This window comes from Agromyces chromiiresistens (genome assembly GCF_029167465.1).
GTDB lineage: Bacteria > Actinomycetota > Actinomycetes > Actinomycetales > Microbacteriaceae > Agromyces > Agromyces chromiiresistens.
Window position 1 is genome coordinate 285,762 of the sequence record NZ_JARFNL010000004.1, and the last position, 24,899, is coordinate 310,660.

Annotated in this window: 20 protein-coding genes; 15 read left to right on the plus strand and 5 right to left on the minus strand. The window is 71.4% G+C overall.

Features of this window, described 5'->3' with window-relative positions:
- Window positions 1–10: 10 nt before the first annotated feature.
- A complete protein-coding gene (locus PX701_RS08785; protein WP_275506069.1) occupies window positions 11–1,381 on the plus strand; it encodes a serine hydrolase domain-containing protein in 1,371 nt (456 codons plus the stop codon).
- Here the strand turns inward: PX701_RS08785 and PX701_RS08790 are convergent.
- The gene (locus PX701_RS08790; RefSeq protein ID WP_231428964.1) at window positions 1,378–2,100 is read right to left on the minus strand and encodes a TetR/AcrR family transcriptional regulator; all 723 of its coding nucleotides are present in this window, start codon (window positions 2,098–2,100) and stop codon (window positions 1,378–1,380) included. The two genes, PX701_RS08785 and PX701_RS08790, sit on opposite strands and share 4 nt — an antisense overlap.
- 88 nt (window positions 2,101–2,188) lie before the next feature.
- On the opposite strand from PX701_RS08790, the gene PX701_RS08795 reads away from it, so the two are divergent.
- On the plus strand, window positions 2,189–2,578 hold the full coding sequence (locus tag PX701_RS08795) for a VOC family protein (RefSeq protein ID WP_231428963.1): 390 nt from the start codon (window positions 2,189–2,191) through the stop codon (window positions 2,576–2,578).
- A gap of 44 nt (window positions 2,579–2,622) precedes the next feature.
- On the opposite strand, the gene PX701_RS08800 is transcribed toward PX701_RS08795, so the two are convergent.
- A complete protein-coding gene (locus tag PX701_RS08800; protein WP_231428962.1) occupies window positions 2,623–3,756 on the minus strand; it encodes a glycoside hydrolase family 172 protein in 1,134 nt (377 codons plus the stop codon).
- A 119-nt stretch (window positions 3,757–3,875) separates the two neighbouring features.
- On the opposite strand from PX701_RS08800, the gene PX701_RS08805 reads away from it, so the two are divergent.
- From PX701_RS08805 to PX701_RS08815, 3 genes are all read left to right on the plus strand, one after another.
- Window positions 3,876–4,859 carry a LacI family DNA-binding transcriptional regulator gene (locus tag PX701_RS08805; protein WP_231428961.1) on the plus strand — a complete coding sequence of 328 codons (984 nt, stop codon included), beginning with the start codon at window positions 3,876–3,878 and terminating at the stop codon, window positions 4,857–4,859.
- A 149-nt stretch (window positions 4,860–5,008) separates the two neighbouring features.
- Window positions 5,009–6,511, plus strand: coding sequence for an FGGY-family carbohydrate kinase (locus tag PX701_RS08810; protein WP_275506070.1), 1,503 nt, complete (start codon window positions 5,009–5,011; stop codon window positions 6,509–6,511).
- A gap of 49 nt (window positions 6,512–6,560) precedes the next feature.
- A complete protein-coding gene (locus PX701_RS08815) occupies window positions 6,561–8,210 on the plus strand; it encodes a fucose isomerase (protein ID WP_231428959.1) in 1,650 nt (549 codons plus the stop codon).
- 90 nt (window positions 8,211–8,300) lie between these two features.
- Here PX701_RS08815 and PX701_RS08820 read toward each other — a convergent pair whose 3' ends face one another.
- Window positions 8,301–12,107, minus strand: a complete 3,807-nt coding sequence (locus tag PX701_RS08820; RefSeq protein WP_275506071.1) for an NPCBM/NEW2 domain-containing protein — start codon at window positions 12,105–12,107, stop codon at window positions 8,301–8,303.
- Window positions 12,108–12,258: 151 nt separating this feature from the next.
- Here PX701_RS08820 and PX701_RS08825 point away from each other — a divergent pair, with 151 nt between their 5' ends.
- Together PX701_RS08825 and PX701_RS08830 are read left to right on the plus strand one after the other, a co-directional pair.
- A complete protein-coding gene (locus tag PX701_RS08825) occupies window positions 12,259–13,104 on the plus strand; it encodes an alpha/beta fold hydrolase (RefSeq protein WP_231428957.1) in 846 nt (281 codons plus the stop codon).
- Window positions 13,105–13,242: 138 nt separating this feature from the next.
- Window positions 13,243–14,970, plus strand: a complete 1,728-nt coding sequence (locus PX701_RS08830) for a beta-N-acetylhexosaminidase (protein WP_275506072.1) — start codon at window positions 13,243–13,245, stop codon at window positions 14,968–14,970.
- 102 nt (window positions 14,971–15,072) lie between these two features.
- Here the strand turns inward: PX701_RS08830 and PX701_RS08835 are convergent, their stop codons facing one another.
- Window positions 15,073–15,717 (minus strand): histidine phosphatase family protein, encoded by a 645-nt coding sequence (locus PX701_RS08835; RefSeq protein WP_275506073.1) that lies wholly within the window; start codon window positions 15,715–15,717, stop codon window positions 15,073–15,075.
- A gap of 96 nt (window positions 15,718–15,813) precedes the next feature.
- On the opposite strand from PX701_RS08835, the gene PX701_RS08840 reads away from it, so the two are divergent.
- From PX701_RS08840 to PX701_RS08855, 4 genes are all read left to right on the plus strand, one after another.
- Window positions 15,814–16,500 (plus strand): TetR/AcrR family transcriptional regulator, encoded by a 687-nt coding sequence (locus tag PX701_RS08840; protein ID WP_275506074.1) that lies wholly within the window; start codon window positions 15,814–15,816, stop codon window positions 16,498–16,500.
- Window positions 16,497–17,069, plus strand: a complete 573-nt coding sequence (locus PX701_RS08845) for a hypothetical protein (RefSeq protein ID WP_275506075.1) — start codon at window positions 16,497–16,499, stop codon at window positions 17,067–17,069. Before PX701_RS08840 ends, PX701_RS08845 begins: the two co-directional genes overlap by 4 nt.
- Window positions 17,070–17,302: 233 nt before the next feature.
- Window positions 17,303–18,352 carry a lipoate-protein ligase LplAB gene (locus PX701_RS08850; RefSeq protein WP_275506076.1) on the plus strand — a complete coding sequence of 350 codons (1,050 nt, stop codon included), beginning with the start codon at window positions 17,303–17,305 and terminating at the stop codon, window positions 18,350–18,352.
- Between the two features lie 68 nt (window positions 18,353–18,420).
- The gene (locus PX701_RS08855; protein WP_275506077.1) at window positions 18,421–18,747 is read left to right on the plus strand and encodes a hypothetical protein; all 327 of its coding nucleotides are present in this window, start codon (window positions 18,421–18,423) and stop codon (window positions 18,745–18,747) included.
- Window positions 18,748–18,826: 79 nt separating this feature from the next.
- Here PX701_RS08855 and PX701_RS08860 read toward each other — a convergent pair whose 3' ends face one another.
- Window positions 18,827–19,438 (minus strand): TetR/AcrR family transcriptional regulator, encoded by a 612-nt coding sequence (locus tag PX701_RS08860; RefSeq protein ID WP_231428952.1) that lies wholly within the window; start codon window positions 19,436–19,438, stop codon window positions 18,827–18,829.
- 97 nt (window positions 19,439–19,535) lie between these two features.
- Between PX701_RS08860 and PX701_RS08865 the strand changes: the two genes are divergently transcribed.
- From PX701_RS08865 to PX701_RS08880, 4 genes are all read left to right on the plus strand, one after another.
- Window positions 19,536–20,987, plus strand: coding sequence for an APC family permease (locus PX701_RS08865; protein WP_231428951.1), 1,452 nt, complete (start codon window positions 19,536–19,538; stop codon window positions 20,985–20,987).
- Window positions 20,988–21,416: 429 nt separating this feature from the next.
- Complete coding sequence (locus tag PX701_RS08870) at window positions 21,417–23,150, plus strand: amidohydrolase (protein WP_275506078.1); 1,734 nt, start codon at window positions 21,417–21,419, stop codon at window positions 23,148–23,150.
- Between the two features lie 54 nt (window positions 23,151–23,204).
- Window positions 23,205–24,089 carry a DNA-methyltransferase gene (locus PX701_RS08875; protein ID WP_231428949.1) on the plus strand — a complete coding sequence of 295 codons (885 nt, stop codon included), beginning with the start codon at window positions 23,205–23,207 and terminating at the stop codon, window positions 24,087–24,089.
- The gene (locus PX701_RS08880) at window positions 24,086–24,808 is read left to right on the plus strand and encodes a GntR family transcriptional regulator (RefSeq protein WP_231428948.1); all 723 of its coding nucleotides are present in this window, start codon (window positions 24,086–24,088) and stop codon (window positions 24,806–24,808) included. The genes PX701_RS08875 and PX701_RS08880 overlap by 4 nt, the downstream gene beginning before the upstream one ends.
- The last annotated feature ends 91 nt before the right edge of the window (window positions 24,809–24,899 follow it).

The window sequence follows — 24,899 nt, forward strand, 5'->3', positions numbered from 1 at the left end:
CGGGGCTGTGATGGAGTTCGGACGTGCGGCGGAGCGGATCGCGGAGGTCCTCACCGAGCACCGGGTTCCCGGCGCCGCCGTCGGCCTGCTCCACGGTGGCGTGGTCACCGGACTCGTGCACGGGGTCCAGGACATCGACTCCGGCGTCGCGGTGACGGCGGACACCGTCTTCCAGTGCGGCTCGCTGACCAAGACGTGGACCGCCCTGGCATTCATGCAACTCGTCGACGAGGGCGCGGTGCACCTCGACGAACCCGTGCGCAGTCTCATCCCGGGGTTCAGGGTCGCCGACCCTGAGGCGACGGAACGAGTCACTCCGCGCCAGCTGCTCGATCACACGAACGGCATCGAAGAGGCCTTCGGCGATCCCGGCGAGGAGGAGGACGTCTACGAGCGGATGGTCGAGCAGGTCGCCGACGCCCCGCAGGTCAGTCCGGTGGGAACCGTCCACGGGTACAGCGCGGCGCTCGGCTACGCGATCCTCGCCCGGATCATGGAGGTCGCCGACGGCAAGCGCTGGGACGCGATCATGCGCGACCGCCTCTTCGACCCGATGGGACTGGCCGCCACCACGAGTCGGCCGGCCGAGGTCGATCCGGCGCACGCGGCAGCCGGTCACCTGATCCGGTCGATGGAGGAGGGGCCGATCCCGACGCCGATCGATCGGCTGCCGCGCGCGTACGGCCCCGGCGGCAACGTGAGCTCGACGGCCGGCGAGGTGCTCGCGCTCGCCCACGTGATCCTGCACGGCGGCATCGCTCCGAACGGCGCTCGCGTCGTCTCGGAGGCGGCGATCCGCGAGATGACGACCTCGCGCGTTCCGGTCCCCGACCCGTACATGTTCGGCCCGGAGTGGGGGCTCGGCCTCGTGGTGTGCGACTGGGGCGGCCGCACCGTGTACGCGCACGACGGCAGCACGATCGGGCAGAACGCCCGCTTGCGCATGCTGCCCGCCGAGGACCTCGCACTCGTCCTGCTGACGAACGGCGGCCAGCGCGACTCGCTCTACCGGGACGTGTTCGACGCGATCCTCGACGAACTCGGACTCGGTCGGATCCCGCCGCTGCCCGCGCCGGCCCCCGGGCTCGTCCTCGACACGTCGAGGTACGTCGGCGTCTACGAGCGCCCGGGCACGGCGTTCGAAGTGACCGCCGAGGCCGGCAGGCTGTTCGCCACCGTCGACCTGAACCCGATGCAGGCGGCGTTCACGGGCCTGCCCGATCGCATCACCTACGAGCTCCTGCCGATCAGCGAGACGCACTTCGTGATGCCGCCGGTCGGCCCGCTGGAGGACTCGCAGACCGTGGCGATCTTCGACGTCGAGCGCGGCGCGGCGCGCTACCTGCACACGAACTGCCGGCTCCACCCGCGGACCGCCTAGCGCGAGTCGAGGTCGCCCAGGCCGGCGATCACGCGGGTCAGCCCGAACTGCCACGCGCGCTCGGCGTCGTGCGGGCCGCCCATCGCCTCACCGGCCGCGCGACCGACCCGCTGCGCGAGTGCGAAGTCGTCGCCCAGGTAGCCGGCCAGGCGATCGACCGACTGCTCCCAGAGCTCGCCGAAGTCTCCGGTCGCAGGTGTCATCACCGTCCTGGCGGCCGTGGACCGCACGAAGTCGAGCACGAACGTCAGCGCCGCATCACGTCGGATGTCGCTGATCGACGTGCCGTCGAAGGCGTGCAGCTCGTGGTCGTACTTCGCGATGGTGCCGGGGCCGAGGGCGGTCCGCGGATCGTCGATGCCGAGCAGCCAGGGGTGGTCGCGCAGCAGCGCGAGGTTGTCCTCGGCGAGGCGGCGCACCCGGGTGCGCCACGTCGATCGACCGAACGGTGTCGTCGTCATCTGCCCGTGCGCGTGGTCGGCCATCAGCACGAGCAGGTCGTCGCGGCTGTTGACGTGGGTGTACACCGACATCGCCGTCAGCTCGAGCGACTGGGCGAGAGCCCGTACGGTGACCGCGGCGAGGCCGCCTTCGTCGGCGAGGGCGATCGCGCGGGACACGACGTCGCCCGTGGAGTAGCGGGCCCTGGGGCCGCGGCTGCCGCCGGCGGTCGCGCCGGGGCGGTCGCGCCAGAGCAGGTCGATCAGGGGCCTGGGCATCGCGGGACCTCCCTCGGAATACCGTCGCAACATTGTACGTTGTAGACGGTACTGTACGTTGTACAGGGTTTACGGAACGGGAGAACCGATGAACATCACCCAGACCGCCGTCTCGCTGAACGTCGCCGACGTCGACGCCTCGGCGAACTTCGCCAAGACCTGCTTCGGCTACGAGGAGGCCATGGCGGCCGACGGGTTCGTGTCGCTCCGCCACGCCGACTCGAACACGAACCTGATCTTCCTCGCCACGGGCCTCGCCACCTTCAAGCCGAGCGAGATCGCCGGCTCGGCGGGGCAGGGGCTGCTGCTCGTCTTCGTGGTCGACGACCTCGACGCCGAGTTCGAGCGCATCGCGGGGGCCGGCGCCCGCGTCGTGACGGCACCCGAGACGGAGCCATGGGGCGAGCGCTACTGCCAGTTCGCCGACCCGAACGGCCTCGTCTGGCAGCTCGTGCAGTGGGTCGAGCTGCCCGCCTGAACACGGGGGCGACGCGCCGAGCGCGTCGCCCCTCATGCCGGCGGTCAGGTGCGCGGCGGCGTCGCGCCGAGGTCGGGCACAGGGGCCGAGCCCAAGTGCACCTCCAGGTCGTCGGCCGTCGGCGTCTTCGGTCGGCGGGCGGTGGGCCGGTCGAGGTAGAACATCGCGGTCGAGGCGATGTCGTCGCGCAGGGGAAGGTAGCGCCATCCGCTGCGCCAGCCGAGGGCCTGGATGTCGACCTTCGGCAGGCCGGTCGTGAAGTGGATCGGGTCGAGCAGATGCCACCGGTACATGCCGAAGCGCTGCTGCGAGACGTAGAGCCCGTCGGGCCGGATCACCTGGGGCATGCCGAGGTACGGGGTCGAGTAGGCCGTGTAGCCCCGCCCCGGGATGTCGAAGTTCCACGCACCGCCGAAGTAGTCCTCGGTGCCGGTGCCGCAGATCGTCGGGTGGTCGGTGTCGTCGTCGAGGTAGAACTTGATCTCGCCCTCGCCCCACCAGCCGTTCGAGTTCACGCCCCAGGCGAGGTAGGTGCCGACGTACTGGCCCTGCCCCTCGATGCCCTCGAGGATGGTGTGCGGCACGAGCTCCTCGAGCGGGTTCGAGCGGCGCCACTGGGCGTGGAAGTAGCCGTCGCTCGCGTAGTCGCCGCCGATCTCGTAGGTGACCTGGTAGTAGACGCGCACGTCGACGACCGAGGTGTTCTCGATCGTGAGCCGGGCGCCCCGCTTGAACGGCATCGGCCAGTACGAGTTGAAGCCGCCGTGCGGGTTCGCCGCGATGACCTGCGAGTTCACCTGCGCGAACACGCCCCAGCCGTTGCAGAAGAAGTCGCCGTAGGGCACCTCGACGGCGGGCTCGTCGGCGCCGTCCCAGTAGGCGCGCAGGATCAGCGTGCGCCAGTTGTCGGTATGCGTCGTGATCCAGACGTGGGTGATGCGGCCGGGTCCGTCGATCGCGGCGAGGTCGAAGGTCTCGCCGGCCGTGATGTCGACGCTCGGCGAGATCTTCCACCCCGGCCCGAGGTCGCGTGCGCACGAGGCCCCGGTGCCCTCGGTCGCGCGGGCGCCGCCGCCCTTCGACCCGTCGAAGTTCTCGGGCGAGATCGACCGCGTCTGCAGCGGCCGGATCGCGGCGATCGACGAGAGGTCCGGACTCGGCGGGTGCGGGGCGTTCACGTTGCGACCACTTCCTCGTGTGTCGGCGCGGCGCTGCGGCGCTCGCGTTTGGAATCGATTTCAACACTGTAAAGTGGCCTCACCGGCATGTCAACGCGGGCCGGCGCAGGGCAGGGCGCATGGCGACGATCTACGAAGTGGCGAAGCTCGCGGGGGTGTCACCCGCGACGGTCTCACGCGTGTTCAACGGCGTGGCCGTCTCCGACGAGAAGGTCGCCGCCGTCCGCGACGCCGCCAGGCAGCTGAAGTTCACGCCCAATCGCACGGCGCGCACCCTGCGCAAGCAGGAGTCCGAGGTGATCGCGCTCGTGATCCCCGACATCGAGAACCCGTACTTCACCGAGCTCGCCCGCGGCGTCGAGGACGTCGCCCAGAAGGCGGGCTACTCGGTCGTGCTCTGCAACACCGACTCGCAGCTCGAGAAGGAGGCGACCTACCTCCAGATCGCGATCTCCGAGCACATGGCCGGGGTCATCCTCGCCGCCGCCTCCGACACGACGAACCTCGACGACATCCAGGCGGCGGGCCGCCCCGTCGTCGCGGTCGACCGGGGCACCGGGTACGACATCGACGGCGTGGTGATGGCGAACCGCACGGCCGGCCAGGCGGCGACCGAGCACCTCGTGCGAGCCGGCTACCGGCGAATCGCCTGCATCACGGGCCCGCAGCTCATCGAGACGGCCTATGAACGAGCACAGGGATGGCGCGCGGTGGTCGCCCGCCAGTTCCCCGACGTCGATCCCGACGAACTGCTGCGCTACTCGACCTTCCGCGTCGACGGCGGGCGCGAGGTGATGGAGGAGCTGCTGGCCCTGCCCGAGCCGCCCGACGCCGTCGTCGCGGGCAACAACCTGCTCGGCGTCGGCGCGATCCAGGTGCTCACCGAGCACGGGCTCACGCCGCCGAAGCTCGGGGTCGCGGTCGTCGGCTCGCTGCCGTTCACGACGCTGTCGCCGAGCGCGGTCACCCTCGTGCGGCTGCCGGCCCGCCACATGGGCGTGACGGCGGCCAAGATGCTGCTCGAGCGCATCGCCGGCGACGACCAGCCGGCCCGCACCGTCGTGCTGCGCGGCGAGCTGCAGCCGGCGCGCGCAGCCGGCTGAGCGCGGCCCGCACACGGGCATCGGCGCCGGGTCGAGGCATCCCGTGCGGTTGATCATGAAATCGATTTCGCATAGAGTGACCGCAGAGTGCCGGAGCGCGGACGCAGCGTCCGCGACGACGCGAACGACGGTGATCGAGGAGGAGCGCCATGTCGGTGCGATGCACCCTGGGGGTCGACATCGGCACGTCCAGCAGCAAGGGCGTGCTGGTCGCGGGCGACGGCACCCTGCTCGCCACGGCGACCCGGCAGCACGAGGTCGACCGCCCGCGCACCGGGTGGGTCGAGATGGACGGACGCATCTGGTGGCGCGAGTTCGTCGAGCTCGCCCGCGAACTCCGGGGCGGTGCGCCCGGGGCCGAGATCGTCGGGGTCGGCGTGAGCGGCATGGGCCCGTGCGTGCTGCTCTGCGACGACGACGACGAGCCCGTGCGGCCCGCGATCCTCTACGGCGTCGACACGAGGGCCGGCGCGCAGATCGACCGGATGAACCGTGAGCTCGGCACCGACGAGATCGCGCGCGTGGGCGGCTCGCAGCTCACCTCCCAGGCCGCCGGCGCGAAGATCGCCTGGGTCGCCGACGAGGAGCCCCGAGCATGGGCGCGCGCCCGCCGCCTCTACATGCCGGCCTCGTGGCTCGCCCGGCGGCTGACCGGCGCCTACGTGCTCGACCACCAGTCGGCGAGCCAGACCTCGCCCCTCTACGACGTCGAGGCGGAGGCATGGCACGAGCCGTGGTGGCACCGCTACGCGGCGACCGTCGAGGCGCCCCCGCTCGCGTGGGCCGGCGACCTCGCGGGCCTCGTGACCGCGTCGGCCGCCGCCGAGACCGGGATCGCCGAGGGCACGCCCGTCATCGTCGGCACGATCGACGCCTGGACCGAGGCGGTGAGCGTCGGCGCCCATGGGGTCGGCGACCTGATGCTCATGTACGGCACGACGATGTTCCTCATCGCCACCGGCGACGAGACCCTGCGCACCCCCTCGATGTGGACCACGGCCGGCGCCTTCCCCGGAACGCGCAACCTCGCCGGCGGCCTCTCGACCTCGGGCGCCCTGACCGCGTGGCTCGCGAAGCTCACCGGCTCCGACTACCCCGAGCTGCTCGCCGAGGCGGCAGCGTCGGGGCCCGGCGCACGCGGCCTCGTCACCCTGCCCTACTTCGCGGGGGAGCGCACGCCCATCCAGGACCCCGACGCCCGCGGCGTCATCGCCGGACTCACCCTCGAGCACGGTCGCGGCGACCTCTACCGCTCGGCACTCGAGGCGACCGCCCTCGGCGTGCGGCACAACGTCGAGACGATGCGCGCCGCGGGCGCCGACCTGCGCCGCATCGTCGCAGTCGGCGGCGGCACGCAGGGCGAGCTCTGGCTGCAGATCGTGTCGGATGCCACGGGGCTCGTGCAGGAGGTGCCCGAGATCACGATCGGGGCGAGCTTCGGGGCGGCCTTCCTCGCCGCGGGTGCGGTCGCCTCGCGCGACGGCGCGACGCCCCCGGTCATCGCCGACTGGAACCCGACGACCCGCACGATCCGCCCCGACCCCGCCGCGCGGGCCGCCTACGACGCGCTCTTCGACCGCTACCTGCGGCTCTATGCGGCGAGCGCAGAGGTCGTGCACGAGCTCGCCGCCGAGCAGCGCGGCCGCGCATGACCACGAACCACCACCAGCACCGACGTGCAGCACCCACCAGGAGGCATCCATGACCGACACCGCTCAGACCCGGTACGCGCTCCCGCGGCCGGCGGCCCGCCCCGCGGCCGAGCCGAACACCGCCTACCTGATCGCATCGGGCGACCTGCGCGAGTCGGCCAACACGGCGGGCTGGGCGACGCAGGCCGCCATGGAGGCCGATGTCACGGCGGCCCTCGGCGAGCTCGGTTGGCGAGTGGTGCGCGCGAACGAGGTCGATCCCGCGACCGGGCACGGGTTCATCTCGAGCCAGCGCATGGGGCTCGAGGTGTTCAAGTCCATTCCGGTCGACGCGCCGCTGATCGTCGCCGAGGCGGTGTGGCAGTACTCGCACCATGTGCTCGCGGGCCTTCGCACGCACCGGGGGCCGATTCTCACGGTCGCGAACTTCGCGGGCGACTGGCCCGGCCTGGTGGGCCTGCTCGGCCTGAACGCCGGTCTGACCAAGATGGGCAGGGAGTACTCGACGATCTGGTCGGTCGACTTCACCGACGACTGGTTCCGGCAGGGGCTGCGCGAGTGGGTCGAGACCGGCTCGATCACGCACGACGCGTCGCACGTGCGGCCCCTGCCAGAGCTGCCCGACACCGCCGAGGTCGAGCTCGGGCGTGCGCTCGCCGACGAGCTGCTCGCCGACAAGGCGATCATCGGCGTCTTCGACGAGGGCTGCATGGGCATGTACAACGCGATCTTCGACGACGAGCTGCTGAACCGGCTCGGCATCTACAAGGAGCGGCTCTCGCAGTCCGCGCTCTACGCCGAGATGCTGACGGTCGGCGACGACGAGGCCGACGCGGTCGGGGCCTGGCTCGTCGAGCGGGGCATGACGTTCAAGCTCGGCAGCGACGAGGCGACCGAGCTCACCGAGGCGCAGCTGCGCTGGCAGTACAAGATGTACATCGCCGCGCTGCGGATCGCCGACGACTTCGGGCTCGACGCCGTCGGCATCCAGTACCAGCAGGGCCTGAAGGACCTCGTGCCGGCGTCGGACCTCGCCGAGGGCCTGCTCAACTCGACCGAGCGCCCGCCCGTCACGTCGCGCGACGGCGAGCGCGTGCTGCACGAGGGGCGCGCGTTCCCGCACTTCAACGAGGCCGACGAGGGCGTCGCGGTCGACGCGCTCATCACCGACCGCATCTGGCGGGCGATGGGCATGGTCCCCGACAACACGCTGCACGACGTGCGCTGGGGCGAGGAGTTCGCGGGCGAGTTCGTGTGGGTGTACGAGATCTCGGGCTCCGTGCCCGGCTCGCACCTCGGCGGCTGGCAGAACGCCGAGGGGTGGCGGCAGGACCCGGTGTTCTTCCCGGCGGGCGGATCGACGGTCAACGGCGTCTCGAAGCCCGGCGAGGTGGTCCTCTCGCGCGTGTTCATCGCCGACGGCCGGCTGCAGGCCGACCTCCTGCGTGCCACCGTCGTCGTGCTGCCCGAGGAGGAGACGATCCGTCGCAAGAACGCCACGAACCCCGAGTGGCCGATCGCGCACGTCGTGCTGCACGAGGTGAGCCGCGACCAGTTCATGGCCAGGCACAAGGCCAACCACGCCCAGCTCGTCTACGCGCCCGACGCCGACACCGCCGACAAGGCCCTCGTCGCGAAGGCCGCGATGCTCGACCGGCTCGGCGTGAAGGTCAACCTCGTGGGGCGCGTCGAACTCTGAGCCCGAACGAACGGATGCCTCGGCGAGCAGCGCTCGCCGAGGCATCCGTTCAGTGTTGGGCGGGCCGTGGGGAAGCGGCCCGCACCGGCCTCACTCGCAGGTGAACTTCGCGTCGCCCCACACGCCGTGGGCGCCGTTGATGCTGCCGGGCGCCTCGACGATCAGGTCGACGTACTGCACGCCGCTGAGGTCGACGTCGACCGACTCGGGCGCGAACCCGGGCGTGAACGTCCGCGACTGGTAGCGGTTCTCACCGTCGGCGTCGACCTTGAAGATCACGTTGCCGGCGAACCGCGCCTCGAGGCCCACCTCGGCCGTGAAGGCCGAGCACGCCCCGCCGACGTAGTACGTGATCTTCGAGAGCGCGTGCACCCCGAGGCCCTTCTCGTACGTCGGGTTCGCGCCCGTCGCCGGGTCGGTGTAGTTGATCGCCAGCGGAACGTCGGGCGAGCTCGCCGCGTCCTTGTTCGCGACGTCCTTGCCGATCACGCCCCAGCCGTTCGTGGCGCTCAGCCACGGCAGGTCGGAGGCGTAGACCGTGCCCGACGGGGGCGTCGGCAGCGGCTGGTCGACGACCTTCCAGTCGAAGATCTTCAGTCGCGACTCGGTCGGCAGCACGACGTAGGCGAGCTCCTTCGCGGGGTTGAGCCGCAGCACGTTCGAGTACACCTGGTACTTGTACGTCGGATACTCGTAGACGGCCGGGTTCGTCGCGCTGTTGCGCCCGAGCGAGGTGATCGCCACGCTCGCACCGCCGAGGCCCGAGGCCTGCGGCAGCCAGTTCGGGAAGAACACGCTCTGCTTCGACACGCTGCCGTCGGCGTAGTGCAGCTCGAGCTCGGGGTTCACCCCGCCGCCCGACGCAGCTGAGGCGAGGAGCGCGAGGTGCGTGCCCCGGCCCGAGAGCGCGATCGTCTGGCCGGCCGGCGAGACCGAGTCGGCCGCACCCGAGGGCGCCGGCCACGTGTACCCGATCGCCGCGTCGCCCGTGCCGACGGTGACCGTCGAGCCCGGCGTGACGCCCGCGCGGGCGAGCGCCTCGGCCGAGAAGCTCGCGCCGCCGCCGTCGAAGTTCGCGGCCTTCGCCGTCGCGATCTCGCTGATCGCGTCGGCGTTGTAGGCGCCCGCGAGCGAGCCGTAGGCGACGTAGATCTGGTTCGCTCCCGACACCGTCTGCGGCGAACGCTGCGACGTGTACGCCGCCTCGACGCCGACGGTCTGGCGGTCGGCCGCCGCGGCATCCGTCACCTCGAACACGAACTCGGCGCTCGCCGAGCCGCCCGCCTGCACGGTGCCGGCGCGGTCGCCCGTCGCGGAGACGAGCTCCCAGCCCTCGGGCGCGGCCGGCGTCAGCACGACGTCGTCCTTCGCCTTGGTTCCGGTGTTGCGGAACGTCGCCGTCACCGTGGTCTCGTCGCCCTGGAACACGCGATCGGCCAGGTCGACCGAGACCGATGCCGCCGAGGCATCCGCGTCGCGCCCGCCGACCGCGCTCGTCGCGGCCAGCACGACCTCGGCGCGCTCGCCGGAGGCGATCGGCGCGAGCTTCACGGTCACGACCCCGCCGGCGTCGGCGGCGTCGTAGAACCAGCCGGATGCCGCGGCCTCGAGCGCCTCGAGCGACGCGGCCTTCTTCAGGCCGGTGCCGTCGACCGCGACGTTCTGGGGCGCGGAGCCCGTGTGCGCCTCGATCACGTAGGGGCGGGCGCCGGCCTTGCCGTCGTAGTCGCCCTCGCGCTCGCCGATGCCGATCGTGACGGTGCCCTTCTTGCCGGGCTCCGGCGCGTCGACCGTGAACTCCTGGGTGCTCGACTCGCCGTCGGCGTAGCCGCGGGTCACCTTGTCGTCCTCGTAGAGCGCGAACTCGCTCTCGTCCTGCGGGTACACCGACAGGGTGATCGGCGAGTCCTCGGGCACGAACGAGGCGTTGCGGGCGACGACGCCCTGCGGCACGAGCGCGCCGGCGCGCACGAAGATCGGCAGCTTGTCGAGGGGTGCCGGGTGGCCGTTGATCACCTGGCCGCCCTCGTAGAGCTTGCCCGTCCAGTAGTCGACCCACTGCTCGCCCTCGGGCAGGTAGATGCCGTTGCGCACGGTCGTCTTCGTGAAGACGGGTGCGACGAGGTAGTCGCTGCCGAGCAGGAACTCGTTGTTGGCCTCGACGCTGTAGGCGCCCGGGTCCTTCGGGTACTCGAGCGCGAGCGACCGCATCATCGGCAGGCCGCTCCGGTGCGACTCGGCCGCGAGCGTGTAGATGTACGGCATGAGCTGCTGGCGAAGCTGCAGGTACGAGCGGTTGATCGCCGTCGCCTGCTCGCCGTAGAGCCACGGCCGCTTGTCGACCGAGGCCCAGCCGCTCATCGAGTAGAGCGCGGGCGCGAACGCCTTCCACTGCAGGTCGCGCACGTAGCTCTCGGCGGAGCCGCCGAAGATGCCGTCGACGTCGCCGGTCGTGAAGGGCAGGCCCGAGTTGCCGGCGCCCGTGAGCGCCGAGACCTGCCAGCGAACGGCGTCGAGGTTGCCCGAGTGGTCGCCCGTCCACTGCATGCCGCAGCGCTGCGCGCCCGCCCAGCCCTCGACCATGAGCGAGGTGCCGCGGGCGTCGGAGTACTGCTCGATGCCGTCGTGCGCGGCCTCGCAGCCGGTGAGCGCGAGCCGGTAGCCCGACCCGACCCAGGCGACGTCGAGCTTGCGCAGGCGGATGCCGGCCTCGCCGACCTCGTACTCCTGCTGCGTGAGCGAGCGCTGGGTCCAGAGGCCGGTCTTGAGGCCGGTCTCGGCCTCGATGGCGTCGACCGTCTCGGGCAGCTCCTGGTACTCGCAGCCGTAGCCGTCGTTGACGAGCATCCAGCCGCCGGGCATGTCGTGCTCGACGAAGTCCTTCGCGATCTCGAGCGCCTGCGGGGTCTTCAGCTTCGCCGGGTCCTTCGAACCCGAGTAGGTCGGGCTCGAGCGGTTGTAGCAGTCGGCGTCGCCGTACTCGAGGGCGTACACCGGGGGCATGATCGGCCGGCCGGTGAGCTTCGTGTAGCCGTCGAGCGCGTCCTCGTAGTCGCCCACGAAGTAGAACGCGTCGAACCGCTGCTCGGCGTGCGTCGTCGTGCCCGCCGCGAAGTCGTAGCTGCCGGCGGCGAACGTGTCGCGCAGCACGCCGTAGCCGTTCGACGACATGTAGTACGGCACCGCGTTCGGGTAGCCCTCGTCGTCCCAGTCGAAGTTCTTGGCGACGTTGATGGTCGCACCCGTGTGGATCGACCGGCCGTTCTGCATGCCGCCGCCGAGGAACTGCTCGCCCTCGACCGCCTCGAGGTGCTGGGTCGTCGAGCTGCGCCCGAAGGTGAGGGGCTCGGACTCGGACCAGACGGTCGAGCCGTCGGCGCGCTCGAGCGCGGTGCGCCCGGTGGCGCGGTCGATCTCGAGGGTCGCCTTCGCGGTCGCGATGGTGATCGTGTCGCCCTCGGTGACGGTCACGGATGCCTCGTCGAAGTCGTCCTCGCCGACGACGATGTTCGCCGTGCGGGCGGGGTCGCCCTGCGGGGTGTTCGCGGGGTCGGTGAACTCGCCGGTCGGGGTGGCCTCGAGGCGCAGGGTGCGCTCGTCGAGGAAGGTCGCCCTGAGCGCGCCGTGCTCGGCCTCGAGGGTGACGGTCGCGCCGTCCTGCTCGACGCCGGTGATCGCACCGAGCGTGGTGCCCGTGTCGTCGACGGGCACCTCGGGGTTCACCTTCTTCGGCGTGATCGGCGTCGGCTCGCTCGAGGCGGCCTCGGCAACGCTCGGTGTCGAGCCGGCCGCGAGCGCGAACGAGCCGAGGCCCGTCATCGCGACGAGGGCGGCGAGGCCGAGTGCGGTGAAGCGACGCGGCGGCCCGACGGGCCGGGTACACGGTTGCTGCATCATTGCTCGCAATCTCAAAGTGATGGATTGTGACGTTTACCGCCACCAAACGTTCATATAAGAGCACTTTGGAATCACCCCCGTCAAGGGGTCGCGCTCGTTCGGGACGATCGGCCGCCCGGCGGTCGGCGCGCCGCCTGCGATGATGTTCGGCATGCCGAGCTTCATCGATGCGCACGGGGTCGCCATCCACTACGAATCGTGGCGGGTGCCCGATGCGACCGCCGTCGTCCAGCTCGCGCACGGCGTGGGCGAGCACATCGGCAGGTACGGCGAGCTCGTCGGGGTGCTGAACGCGGCGGGCTACTCGGTCTGGGCCGACGACCACCGCGGGCACGGGCAGACCGGCTACGTGCAGCACGGCGGCGACCTCACCCGCATGGGGCGGCTCGGCCCGGGCGGCCTGCGTGCGGCGATCGATGCGGTCGAGCAGTTCACCGGCGTGATCCGCGAGCACGAGACATCCGACCTGCCGCTCGTCTACCTCGGGCAGTCCTGGGGGTCGTTCCTCGGGCAGATCATCATGAACCGGCACCCCGAGCGGTACGACGGCTTCGTGCTCACCGGTACCGCCTACCGCACGCTGTTCGACCTCCACTCGCCGAGCAACAGGCGCTTCGGGCACACCGGGCCGACACCGATGGAGTGGCTCAGCCGCGACCCCGAGGTGGCCCGGGCGTTCATGGCCGACCCGTACGCGACCGAGGTGCCGTTGCCGAAGCTGTTCGGACTGCCCGACACGCTCAGGCTGCTCGGCCGGCCCGCGCGCGGCCTCCCGCCCGAGCTGCCGCTGCTCATCATGAGCGGCACCGAGTGCGCCGTCGGCGGCGAGCGCAGCGTGCGTCGCCTCGCCGAGGCGTACGTCGAGCGGTCGGGCCTGCGCGACGTCGAGCTCATCGTGTACGAGGGTGCGCGGCACGAGCCCTTCAACGAGACCAACCGGGCCGAGGTCTTCGGCGACCTCGTGCGTTGGCTCGACGAGCGGTACGCGGTCGACTGATCGCAAAAATGAGCGAATGATCACCCCTGGTGATTGTTTCTGACCGAAAACATCGGACTATTGACAGACTCGATCAGCGCTGGCTAGCTTTCGGAGAGAACCCGAGACGCCCTACCACCGAGCTCGAGGAGGACACCGATGTCCAGATCGCCCCGCGCCGCACTCGCCGCCACTGTCGCGGTGGGTGCGCTCGCCTTCGTCGCCGCGCCCCTGCCGGCGAATGCCGCCGACTCCGCTGCCGGCGCCGACCCGCTCGCCGACCTCGCCCTCGTTCCACAACCGTCGCACGTCGCCGCGACGGGCGCGGATCCCGTCGAACTCGGCGCCGGCACCGTCATCAAGGTGCACCCGCTCGACGACGGCGCGGCGTCGGTCGGTGAGGGCTTCGCGGAACTGCTGAGGGATGCCACGGGCTACGCGGTCCCCGTCGGCCAGCGAGCCGCGGGCGCATCCCGGGGCGCGACGATCGAGCTCTCGACTCGCGGCGACGCCGCCCTCGGCGACGAGGGCTACACGATCCAGGCCGAGGGAACGCACGTGTCGCTCGAGGCGCACACCGCCGAGGGGCTGTTCCGCGGCGCGACCACGCTCCGGCAGTTGCTGCCGCCCGAGGTCGAATCGGCCGAGGCATCCGATGTCGCCTGGGCGATCCCGTCGGTCGACATCAGCGATGCGCCCCGCTACGACTACCGCGGCGCCATGCTCGACGTCGGTCGGCGGTTCTACCCCGTCGACGACGTGAAGCGCTTCATCGACCACATGGCGCTCTACAAGTACAACGCGCTCCACCTGCACCTCACCGACGACCAGGGCTGGCGCCTCACCGTCGATGCGCGCCCCGAGCTCACGCAGGTCGGCGCATCGACGCAGAGCGGATGGAAGCCCGGCACCGGCGGGCCCTGGTTCTACACCAAGGCCGACTACCAGGAGATCGTGAAGTACGCCGCCGACCACTTCATCGAGGTCGTGCCCGAGATCGACGGGCCGAGCCACGCGATGGCGGCCAAGGCGTCGATCCCCGAGATCAACTGCGACGGCAAGGCGGTCGCGCCGTACTCCGGCTTCGACGTCGGCCTGCCCACGATCTGCCTGACGCCCGAACGCCGCGAAGAGGTGCGCGCCTACCTGCAGGACGTGTTCACCGAGGCCGCGCAGCAGAGCTCCTCCGACATCGTGCACATCGGCGGCGACGAGGTGCCGTCGACCACGCAGGAGCAGATGGACTGGTACGTCGAGACCTCCGCCGAGGTGCTCGCCGAGCAGGGCAAGCGGGTCATGGGCTGGCACCAGATCGGCGCCTCGCCGCTGCCCGAGGGCTCCATCATGCAGTGGTGGGCCGACGCCGGCGACCAGGCCTCGATCGGCACGCCGAACGAGCGCCCCGACGTGCGGGAGCTCCGCAACGCGCTCGCGCAGGGCGCGACGGTCGTCGCCTCGCCCGCCGACCGCTCGTACCTCGACATGAAGTACGACGCGAGCGTGCCCTACGGGCTCAGCTGGGCCGGCCTCGTCGACCTCGAGCGCTCGTACGACTGGGACCCGATCTCGGTGACCTCGAGCACCGACGGCAGCGTCTCGCTCGCGACCGAGGAGCAGATCGAGGGCGTCGAGGCGGCGCTCTGGGCCGACCGCGCCTACTACGGCTCGACGAAGCTGCCGACGTCGCTCGACCAGTTCATCCCCGTGTCGCAGTACGCCGACTTCGTGAGCTTCCCGCGCATGCCGGCGATCGCCGAGGTCGGCTGGTCGGCGCCCGAGGTGCGCTCGTTCGACGACTTCGAACGCCGCATCGGGCAGCAGGCCCACCGCTGGGACGAGATGGGCATCGGCTACTACAAGGCGCCCGACGTGCCCTGGGAGGAGTAGGGGTCGTCGCCCCGCACGAGGCGCCGCCGGGACTCACCCGGTGGCGCCTCGTTCGAGTTCCGGCCCGTCGCGAGCGCCTCGAAGCGCCGCCGACCGCCGCGGCTACATGCCCGCGTGCCAGGGCGGCACGTCGTAGCCCAGTAGTCGGATGCGGGGATGGTGCGCCGCGCGCGACTCCGTCGCCCAGGGGTAGACGATCGTCGTCACGTTGCAGTTGCCGAGCACGGGCAGCAGGTCGCGGTAGCCGTCGGGGTCCATGCCGGCGAGCTCGCAGAACAGCAGCCGGATGAGGGTGGCGTGCGCGACGACGAGCACGCGCCCGTCGGGGAACTCCTCGACCAGCTCGTCGAACACCGGCAGCGCGCGAGCGATGCCGGCGCGGCCGGTCTCGCCGCCCGGGAACGGGTTCGACGCGGGCGCCTCGCAGAACGCCGCCCACTCGGCCGGGTACCGCTCGGTGAGCTCGTCGGGCGTGAGTCCCTCGGCGGCGCCGAAGTCGATCTCGACGAGCCGGGCGTCGGTGCGCACCGGCAGGCCGGTCGTCTCGCCGGCGGGTGCGGCCGAGCGCTGCGCGCGGCTGAGCGGCGAGGCGATGATCGCATCGAGCCGGGCGTCGACCGCCCACGCGCCGAGCGCCGCGGCCTGGCCGAGGCCGTGGCGCGTGAGCGCGACATCCGAGTTGCCCGCGTAGCGGTGTTCGGCGTGCCAGACGGTCTCGCCGTGCCGCGCCAGGAAGAACGTCGTCATGTCGCCAGCGTACGCAGGGTCCCGTCGGTCGAGTAGGCGCGCAGCGCCGTATCGAGACCACGTGACTTCTTCGGCCATCTGCGCTATCTTTTGAACATGTTCGAAAATGGCGAGCGGATGCCTCGCACCAAGGCCGAACGCACGCGGGCACTCATCCGCGACACCGCGGTGGCCTCGTTCCGCGCGCGGGGATTCGACGACACGACGTTGCGGCTGATCGCGCAGGAGGCCGGGGTCTCGCTCGGCAACGCGTACTACTACTTCCCGACCAAGAACCACCTCGTGCAGGAGCTCTACGTCGAGGTGCAGCGCGAGCACCGCGCGGTGGCCGAGCCGCTGTTGGCAGAGCACACCGATCTCGTCGAGCGGCTGGGTGTCGTCTACCGCACGGGGCTCGCGACGCTCGAGCCGTTCCACGCCTTCGCGCCCGGCTTCCTCAGCGCGGCGGTCTCGCCGAAGTCGCCGATCAACCCGCTCGCCGAGGACTCGACCGAGGCGCGCCAGCTCGCGGTCGGCCTCTTCACCGAGGCGGTCGCCGGCGCCAAGCACTCGTTGCCCGACGACCTCGCCCGTTCGCTGCCCGAGGTGTTCTGGCTCGGCTACCTGCTGCTCGCGATGTTCTGGGTCTACGACACGTCGCCCGGCCGGGAGCGCACGCTGCGCCTGCTCGAGCGCGGACTCAAGCTGCTCGCCCTCGCCCTCGCCCTGCCGCTTGCGAAGGTGCCACTGCTGCGCAAGCCGCTCCGCGAACTCGTCGAGCTCATCGCCGAGGTGCGGGCATGACCGTGCCGGCGCCCGGTGTGGCGGGTCGCTACGGCGCTCGGGTGCGCACGCCTGAGGCGCCGATGGCGTTCACGTGGGGCGAGTTCGTGCGCGGGGCCGGGTGGGGGTGGTGGACCTTCCAGTGGATGTTCCCGCTGAGCTATCCGGTCATGCTCATCGTCATGGCGCTGTGGTCGCCGAACCCGTTCGAGTCGATGGCGAACGCGGTGAGCTGGGCGTTCCTCGGCATCCTGATGAGCGCCTTCTACGCACTTCCGTGGTCGATCGGCACCCTGGTTCTGATCGGCGGTCCGTCGGCATGGGTGCTCGGTCTCGCGTTCCGGCGCGTCGAGTCGTTCCGCGTGCATCTCGTCGCGTTCGCACTGCTCGGCGCATTGGTCGGTGCCGTCGTCGGGTGGATCGCGGGAACGAGCATGACCATCGCCGCGTCGGCAGCGGCGTTCGCCATCGACGGCGCAATCGTGACCGGGGCGAGCGTCGCCTACGGCTGGCGGCGCACGGCAACGCGGGCACTCGCCGATGATGCCCTCTTCCTCGAGCAAGCGTCGGCCGAGGCGACTCGGGGATGACGGCGCCGAGCGTGGCAGCCCGCTCAGGCCGGCGACGCCGGGGCGGCACCGGCGGGCCATGCGGTCCGTACCGGGTGTGCACTTGTGGATTTGTGGACACCGATCGAGTGGATTTGTGGATTTGTGGCCGCCTTCCCGCGAGTGCACCCGGCGGTCGGCCTGACGCGGCGCGTCCGAGCCCGTGACGCTCCCGCGCTACTCGACCGACGGAACCCATCCGTAGGCTGTACCGCATGCACGGTGAATACAAGGTGCCCGGCGGCAAGCTCGTGATCGTCGACTTCGACGTGGTGAGCGGCGCGATCCGCAACCCGCGGGTCGCCGGCGACTTCTTCCTCGAACCCGACGAAGCGCTCGACGACATCAACGCCGCGCTCGAGGGCCTGCCCGCGGCGTCCGACGCGAAGCAGATCTCGGCCGCGATCGGCGCGCGCCTCCGCAAGGACGCCGTCATGCTGGGCTTCTCGGCCGACGCCGTCGCGGTCGCCGTGCGCCGCGCGCTCACCGAGGCGACGAGCTGGGCCGACTACGACTGGGAGGTCGTGCACGACCCCGCCGTGCCGCCGCGCCTGCACCTCGCGCTCGACGAGGTGCTCGCCACCCGCGTCGGCGAGGGCCGCCGCAAGCCGACCCTGCGCATCTGGGAGTGGGACGAATCGGCCGTCGTCATCGGCTCGTTCCAGTCGGTGAGGAACGAGGTCGACCCCGAGGGCGCCGAGCGCTACGGCTTCGACGTCGTGCGCCGCATCTCGGGCGGCGGCGCGATGATGATGGAGCAGGGCAACGTCGTCACCTACTCGCTCTACGTGCCTGCAGAGCTCGTGCAGGGCATGAGCTTCGCCGAGTCGTACGCCTACCTCGACGACTGGGTGCTGCAGGGCCTGCGCGCCCTCGGGATCGAGGCGACGTACCAGCCGCTCAACGACATCACGAGCCCGCTCGGCAAGATCGGCGGCGCCGCGCAGAAGCGCCTCGGCAACGGGGGAGTGCTGCACCACGTCACGATGGCGTACGACCTCGACAACGAGAAGATGCTCGAGGTCCTCCGCATCGGCCGCGAGAAGATCAGCGACAAGGGCATCGCCTCGGCGGCGAAGCGCGTCGACCCGCTGCGCTCGCAGACGGGGCTCAGCCGCGGCGCCATCATCGAGAGCCTCAAGCAGACGTTCGTCGCGCTCAACGGGGCGACGCCGGGCAGCGTGACCGCCGACGAGCTGGCCGAGGCCGAGGAGCTCGTCGAGACGAAGTTCGCGACGCGCGAGTGGCTCTACCGGGTGCCGTGACGGTCGCGCGTCGCGGCTGAGCGACGGCTCGCGAGGAAGGCTCAGGGTCACCCCGCTAGAATCGCCGGGTGGATTGGTGGATCTGGCTCGCGATCGCGCTCGGCGCGCTCGCCGTCATCGTCGTCGCCGTGCGGCTCGGCTGGATCGACCTCTCCGACAAGACCAAGAAGGGCAAGCCCTCGGGCAGCGCCGTCATGATGATCGGCGACGAGGTGTTCGCGCCGCGCAAGTACGAGGCGCAGGTCGAGATGGACCGGCAGAACCGCCTGCCCACGCCGGCGCCGACTCCCGACGGTGACAAGGGCATCGCCTTCGCCGACGACGAGGGGGATGCCGCGGGCGCGCCTCCGGCGCGGTCCGATCGCTTCAAGGGCTCGATCCGCCTCGACGTCTGAGGACGGTCGGTCGGTCGAGCGGCGAAGCGGATCGAGGCCACCGGGTCGAGCGGCCCGGCCTCGATACGGTGCTGCGCGCCTACTCGGCCGACGGGGTGGTCGGGCAGCCGAGTTCCGCCGCGACCGCCCGCATCGCCGCGGCCGCGGTCTCGACCGTCATGAGCGCGTTGCCGCCGACGATGTGCAGGCCGTACGCGTCTTCGAGGGCGACGAACGTCATCGCGAGCCGGTCGTCGTCGAGGTTCGGCGTGAAGACGCCGGCAGTGCGCCCCGCGGCCAGGATGCGACGGTACGTCTCGAGCTGGCGCAGGTAGAGCTTCTGCACGAGCTCGTCGTGCAGCGGCGAGTTGCCGGCGAGCACGTCGAACTCGTAGAGCAGGCTCATGAGCGCGTCATCGGGCCCGCTCGGCAGACCGCCGTCGATGGCGGCGGCGAGCTGCGCACGGGGGTCGTCGAGGCGATCGACGACGGCATCGCGATCGTCGCAGAACCGCTCCACACCGGCAGCATGGGCCTCGACGAGCAGTGCGTCGAGGTCTTCGTAGTAGTAGAGGATCGCGCCCCGCGTGAGGCCGGCCTGGGCCGCGACATCCGTCAGCGACAGCGACCGCAGCCCGTGCATGCGCCCCGCGGCATACGTCGCCTCGATGAGGGCCGCGCGCCGGGCGTGCTGGTTGCGGGGTCGGGCCATGTTCTTGACACTAACCGATCGGCCTGTCATGCTCGGTGCATTCTTTGACACTTGAGTCAAATAATGCCTTGGTTCCCCCGACGAAGCGAGACCACCCATGTCATCACCCACTCCAGCGCCCGCCCTCGACACGGCCGCGACGACGACGCACGGCGCGCAGCTGTCGCGTTCGCTCGGCGTCGGCGGCAACGTGCTCATCACCCTCTCGGGCATCTCGCCCGCCTCGAGCGTGTTCATCCTCGGCGGCGCCGCGCTCGCCACCTACGGCACCGGCGTCTTCTGGGGCTTCGCCCTCGCCGGCGTCATCAGCCTGCTCGTCGCGCTGTGCTACGCCGAGCTCGGGTCGCGGCATCCCATCGCCGGCGGCGACTACTCGCTCGTGAACCGCGTGCTCGGGCCGGCCGCGGGCGCGGCCGTGTTCTTCATCAACCTCATCACGCTGCCGCTCATCGTGGCGATCTTCGCGCTCGGCGTCGCCGACTACCTCGGCGTCGCGATCGCGGGGCTCGACCCGTTGTGGACGGCGCTCATCGTGATCGTGCTCGCGACCGTGACGGCGTGCTTCAACATCCGCACGAACGCGTGGGTGACGGGTGCCTTCCTCTTCGTCGAGATGGCCGCGCTCGTGCTGCTCGCGGTGCTGGGGCTCATCAACGTCGAGCGCCCGATCACCGCGCTCTTCGACCCGCAGGTGCTCGACCCCGCGACGGGCGGACTCGCTCCGCTCGGCATCGCCGGGCTCGTGCTGGCGATCACGCAGGGCATCTTCTCGTACAACGGCTACGGCGGCGCGATCTACTTCGCCGAGGAGACCCGCAACGCCCGCCGCACCATCGCCCGCGCCGTGCTCTGGAGCGCGCTCATCACCGTGCTCGCCGAGCTCATCCCGCTGACCGCGATCCTGCTCGGTGCCGACTCGCTCGAGGACCTCTTCGGCGCGGCGCTGCCGGTCGAGACGTTCCTCGCCGAGAGCGCCGGCGATGCCGTCACGATCGTCGTGCTCGTGGCGATCGCACTCGCGATCGTGAACGCGATCATCGCGATCGCCCTGCAGTCGGGCCGCCTGCTCTTCGCCGCTGCCCGCGACCAGGCGATGCCGGCCGGGCTCGCCCGCCCGCTCGCGAAGGTGTCGCCGACGACGAAGATGCCGGTCGTCGCCACGATCGTCATGGGCGTGCTCGCCCTCGCGGCATGCTTCGTGCCCTTCGACGTGCTGCTCAACGCCACCGGATCGACGCTCGCGTTCAGCTACGGCTTCATCGCCCTCGCCGCGCTCGTCGTGCGCCGGCAGACGAACCGCGAGGCCGCCGCCGGGGCGTCGATGTCGGCGTACTTCCGCATGCCGCTCTGGCCGATCGCGCCGATCGTCGCCCTCGCCGCGATCGCGACGATCTTCGTGATCGGGATCCTCGACCCCGCGCAGTGGCTGAGCCTCGGCATCGCGGCGGGGATCATCGTCGCCGGGTTCCTCTACTACGCGCTGTACCTGCGCACGAACCCCGGCGCGGCGCACCTGCTCGACGCCGACGAGGACGACGACCTCGCCTGAGGATCCCCACGGTCCGACGGGATCACGGCGGCCGGCCGCGTCGGCTCCGCGATCCCGTCGCCCGGGTCGGGGATGTCTCGGCCGGGAGCGCGACCACATGACCGCATGACCACACGGGACGAGTCCACGTGCCCACACGACCACACCGTCCGAGGAGCGAACGCACCGGCCGGGGACGCTTCTCGCAAGGGCGTCCACACGTCCACATGTCCACAGCGTGCGCGTCGACAATTCCACACATCCACACGATCGATGCGCACATGTCCACAAATCCACAGCTCCGGCGGACCGAACGCCCCCGGAGTCCGGCGAATCGTGGCTGGTGACTGCCCCATGTCATCGGCCACCGCATCACCGCATCACCGCATCACCGCACCACCGCTCCACCGCACACCGCGCTCCACCGCACACCGCAGAAAGCCCAGCACCATGACCCTCGACCTCCTCATCACCGGCGCACGCGTGCGCACCTTCGACCCCGCGCGGCCCTGGGCCGAGGCGATCGGCGTCACGGGCGACCGCATCGCCTACGTCGGCCCCGCGGCCGAGGCGCCCGCCGCGCGGCGCACGGTCGAGGCCGACGGCCGGCTCGTCACGCCCGGCGTGATCGACAGCCACAACCACCTGCTGCTCGGCTTCGACGACGATGCGGTCTCGCTCGAAGGGGCGCACACCCTCGACGAGGTGCGCCGGCGCATCGCCGGCTTCGCGGCCGCCCGCCCCGAGCTGCCGTGGATCTGCGCCGAGAACGCCGTGTACGCCGTCGTCGAGAACCGCCGGCCGAACGCGCGCGACCTGGCCGGCCTCGACCCGCACGGCCGGCCGATCTTCGTGACGACCTACGACCAGCACTCGGTGTGGCTCGACCGCCGCGCGCTCGAGGTGCTCGGCCTCGCCGACGGCGGCGAGATCGCCTGGGGCCGCGCCGAGCGCGACGCCGACGGCACGGCGACCGGATGGGTCACCGACTTCTACACGAGCGCGATGACCGTCGCGGGACTCGCGGCACTGCAGTGCGACATCCCGATGTACTCGCCCGAACGCCGGTACCGCAAGCTGCGGTCGAGCATGCGCATGGCGACCGTGCTCGGCATCACGACCGTCGTCGAGCCGCAGGTGCCGCTCGCCGAGCTTCCGCTCTTCGAGCGTGCGCTCGCCGAGGGCGTGCTGAGCTCCCGAGTGATCGCCGCGCTCTTCCACCCCGTCGGGGCCGACGGCGAGTTCCGGCGCACGCTCCGCGACACGATCGCGAACGCGGCCGAGAACCCGGATGACGCGGGCCTGCTGCGCCTCGGGCCCATCAAGCTCTACTCCGACGACGTGATCGAGCCGCACACCGCGCTCATGCTCGACGACTACGCGAACCGGCCCGGCCGGCGCGGACGCCCGAGCTACGCCGGCAACGGCGGGCGCGAGCTCGTCGACGTCGTCACCGAACTCGACCGGCTGGGCCTGCAGACCCACACGCACGCGACGGGCGACGCGGGCATCCGGCTGGCGCTCGACGCGATCGAGCACGCGCAACGGGTGAACGGCACGGTCGACCGGCGCCACGGCGTCGTGCACGTCGAGTGCCTGCACCCCGACGACCTGCCGCGCTTCGCGGAGCTGGGCGTCACCGCGGCGATGCAGCCGCGGCACTGCTCGCCCGACCTCGTCGCCGGCACGTGGATGGAGAACGTCGGCGAAGAGCGCTGGAGCCGTGCCTGGCGCTTCAGGAGCCTCCTCGACTCGGGCGCGACCGTCGCCTTCTCGAGCGACTGGCAGGTCGGCGAGATGGACCCGCTCGTCGGCGTCTTCTCGGCCGCGACCCGAGCGGCGCTCGACGGCACCGACGCCTGGACCGCGGGGGAGCGGGTCGGCGTCGACCGCTCGCTCGAGGCCTACACGGTGCACGGTGCGCGGGCCTGGCATCTCGAGGGGTCGCGCGGGCGACTCGCGGTGGGCATGGACGCCGACCTCGTCGTGTGGTCGGGCGACCTCTACGCGCACGAGCACGACCCGGCGGGCCTCCTCGCCGAGCACGCCGAGGTGACGCTGGTGGGCGGGCAGGTCGTGCACTCGCGCGGCGCCGTCGCCGACGTCGTCGGTTCGGCCGCGGCATCCGACCCCGCCGCGGGCCGCGAGATCGCCGACGCGCACGCGCACGAGCACGCCGGCTGACTTCGGCGGGCGCTACCGCAACCGGCGGAGCGGTCGACTGGCAGACTGGAGCCCGTGGCCTCCGACGAACCCGACCGCATCATCCATGCGGACAACCTCGCGGTGCTGCCCACCCTGCCCGACGGCCGGTTCACGCTCATCTACCTCGACCCGCCGTTCAACACCGGCCGGGTGCAGGCGCGCCAGTCGCTGCGTCACGTGCGGCAGGTCGAGGCGGATGACTCGGAGCCCGAGCCGGGCGCGGCGAACACCGTCAACACGATCACCGGGTTCGCGGGCAAGCGCTACGAGCGCATCCGCGGAGACCTGCTGCGCTACGACGACCGCTTCGACGACTACTGGGCGTTCCTCGAACCGCGACTCGTCGAGGCGTGGCGCCTGCTCGCCGACGACGGCACGCTCTACCTGCACCTCGACTACCGCGAGGCGCACTACGCGAAGGTGCTGCTCGACGCGTTGTTCGGGCGCGAGTGCTTCCTCAACGAGTTGATCTGGGCGTACGACTACGGCGCGAAGTCCAAGCGGCGCTGGCCGACGAAGCACGACACGATCCTCGTGTACGTGAAGAACCCCGAGCGCTACTGGTTCGACTCGACCGCGGTCGACCGCGAACCGTACATGGCGCCGGGCCTCGTGACCCCCGAGAAGGCCGAGCTCGGCAAGCTGCCGACCGACGTCTGGTGGCACACGATCGTCTCGCCGACCGGGCGAGAGAAGACCGGGTACCCGACGCAGAAGCCCGAGGGCATCCTGCGGCGCATCGTGCAGGCCTCGACCCGCGAGGGCGACTGGGTGCTCGACTTCTTCGCGGGGTCCGGCACGACCGGCGCCGTCGCCGCGACCCTCGGCCGCCGGTTCGTGCTCGTCGACGAACACCCCGATGCGATCGCCGTCATGCGCGGACGGTTCGCCGAGGTGGCGGGGGTCGTCTTCGAGTGACCGGGTCGGTCGACCTCATCGGCGACCTGCGTCGCCGGATCGTGTCGGGCGAGCTGCCGGCAGGCACCCGGCTGCCGAGCGAGCTCGAGCTCGCCGCGGCGCAGGGTTCCTCGCGCAGCGTCGTGCGAAGCGCGCTCGCCGCGCTCGCGCGCCAGGGCCTCGTCGAGTCGCGCCGCGGCGCGGGCTGGTTCGTGCAGGCGGCGAAGACCCAGGGATTCGACCGCATGCGCTCGTTCACCCAGTGGGCCGAGGCCCAGGGCCGCGCGTCGGGCGGTCGGGTCGTCGCGAGGGAGGTCCGACGCGCGACTCCGCGCGAGGCGCGGCTGCTCGGCATCGGCACGGGCGACGAGGTGCTGCACATGATCCGCGTGCGCACGCTCGAGGGGCGCGACGTCATGGTCGAGCGCTCGACCTGGGCGCCGTGGGTGATGCCGCACGTCGCACGCATGCCCGACGATGCGCACTCGACCACGCGACGGCTCGCCGACGCCGGCATCGTCATCACGCACGGCAACCACCGCATCGAGGCCGTCGCCGCATCGAGCGAGGACGCACGGCTGCTCGGGGTCCGACGCTCGAGCCCGATGCTGCAGGTGCGGCGCGAGACGTACGCCGCGAACGGGCGCCCCGTCGAGTGCGGCGAAGACCGGTACCTGCCGCACACCATCTCGTTCGAGGCGCAGGCCGCAGGCACGGCCGAGTTGCCCGACGCCGGCTGAGACCCGGGCACGACCGGGCCGCGCACCCACTGTGCGCAGCGGGCCGACGAATCCGGCCCCGCTCGCGAATCCGCCGCCGCGCGGTCCCCTC

Coding starts and splice junctions, on each gene's coding strand:
- PX701_RS08785 (WP_275506069.1), top strand. CDS start 11: ATGGAGTTCGGACGTGCGGCGGAGCGGATCGCGGAGGTCCTCACCGAG.
- PX701_RS08820 (WP_275506071.1), bottom strand. CDS start 12,107: ATGATGCAGCAACCGTGTACCCGGCCCGTCGGGCCGCCGCGTCGCTTC.
- PX701_RS08850 (WP_275506076.1), top strand. CDS start 17,303: ATGCACGGTGAATACAAGGTGCCCGGCGGCAAGCTCGTGATCGTCGAC.
- PX701_RS08810 (WP_275506070.1), top strand. CDS start 5,009: ATGTCGGTGCGATGCACCCTGGGGGTCGACATCGGCACGTCCAGCAGC.
- PX701_RS08790 (WP_231428964.1), bottom strand. CDS start 2,100: ATGCCCAGGCCCCTGATCGACCTGCTCTGGCGCGACCGCCCCGGCGCG.
- PX701_RS08795 (WP_231428963.1), top strand. CDS start 2,189: ATGAACATCACCCAGACCGCCGTCTCGCTGAACGTCGCCGACGTCGAC.
- PX701_RS08805 (WP_231428961.1), top strand. CDS start 3,876: ATGGCGACGATCTACGAAGTGGCGAAGCTCGCGGGGGTGTCACCCGCG.
- PX701_RS08830 (WP_275506072.1), top strand. CDS start 13,243: ATGTCCAGATCGCCCCGCGCCGCACTCGCCGCCACTGTCGCGGTGGGT.
- PX701_RS08815 (WP_231428959.1), top strand. CDS start 6,561: ATGACCGACACCGCTCAGACCCGGTACGCGCTCCCGCGGCCGGCGGCC.
- PX701_RS08860 (WP_231428952.1), bottom strand. CDS start 19,438: ATGGCCCGACCCCGCAACCAGCACGCCCGGCGCGCGGCCCTCATCGAG.
- PX701_RS08870 (WP_275506078.1), top strand. CDS start 21,417: ATGACCCTCGACCTCCTCATCACCGGCGCACGCGTGCGCACCTTCGAC.
- PX701_RS08825 (WP_231428957.1), top strand. CDS start 12,259: ATGCCGAGCTTCATCGATGCGCACGGGGTCGCCATCCACTACGAATCG.
- PX701_RS08840 (WP_275506074.1), top strand. CDS start 15,814: ATGTTCGAAAATGGCGAGCGGATGCCTCGCACCAAGGCCGAACGCACG.
- PX701_RS08835 (WP_275506073.1), bottom strand. CDS start 15,717: ATGACGACGTTCTTCCTGGCGCGGCACGGCGAGACCGTCTGGCACGCC.
- PX701_RS08845 (WP_275506075.1), top strand. CDS start 16,497: ATGACCGTGCCGGCGCCCGGTGTGGCGGGTCGCTACGGCGCTCGGGTG.
- PX701_RS08865 (WP_231428951.1), top strand. CDS start 19,536: ATGTCATCACCCACTCCAGCGCCCGCCCTCGACACGGCCGCGACGACG.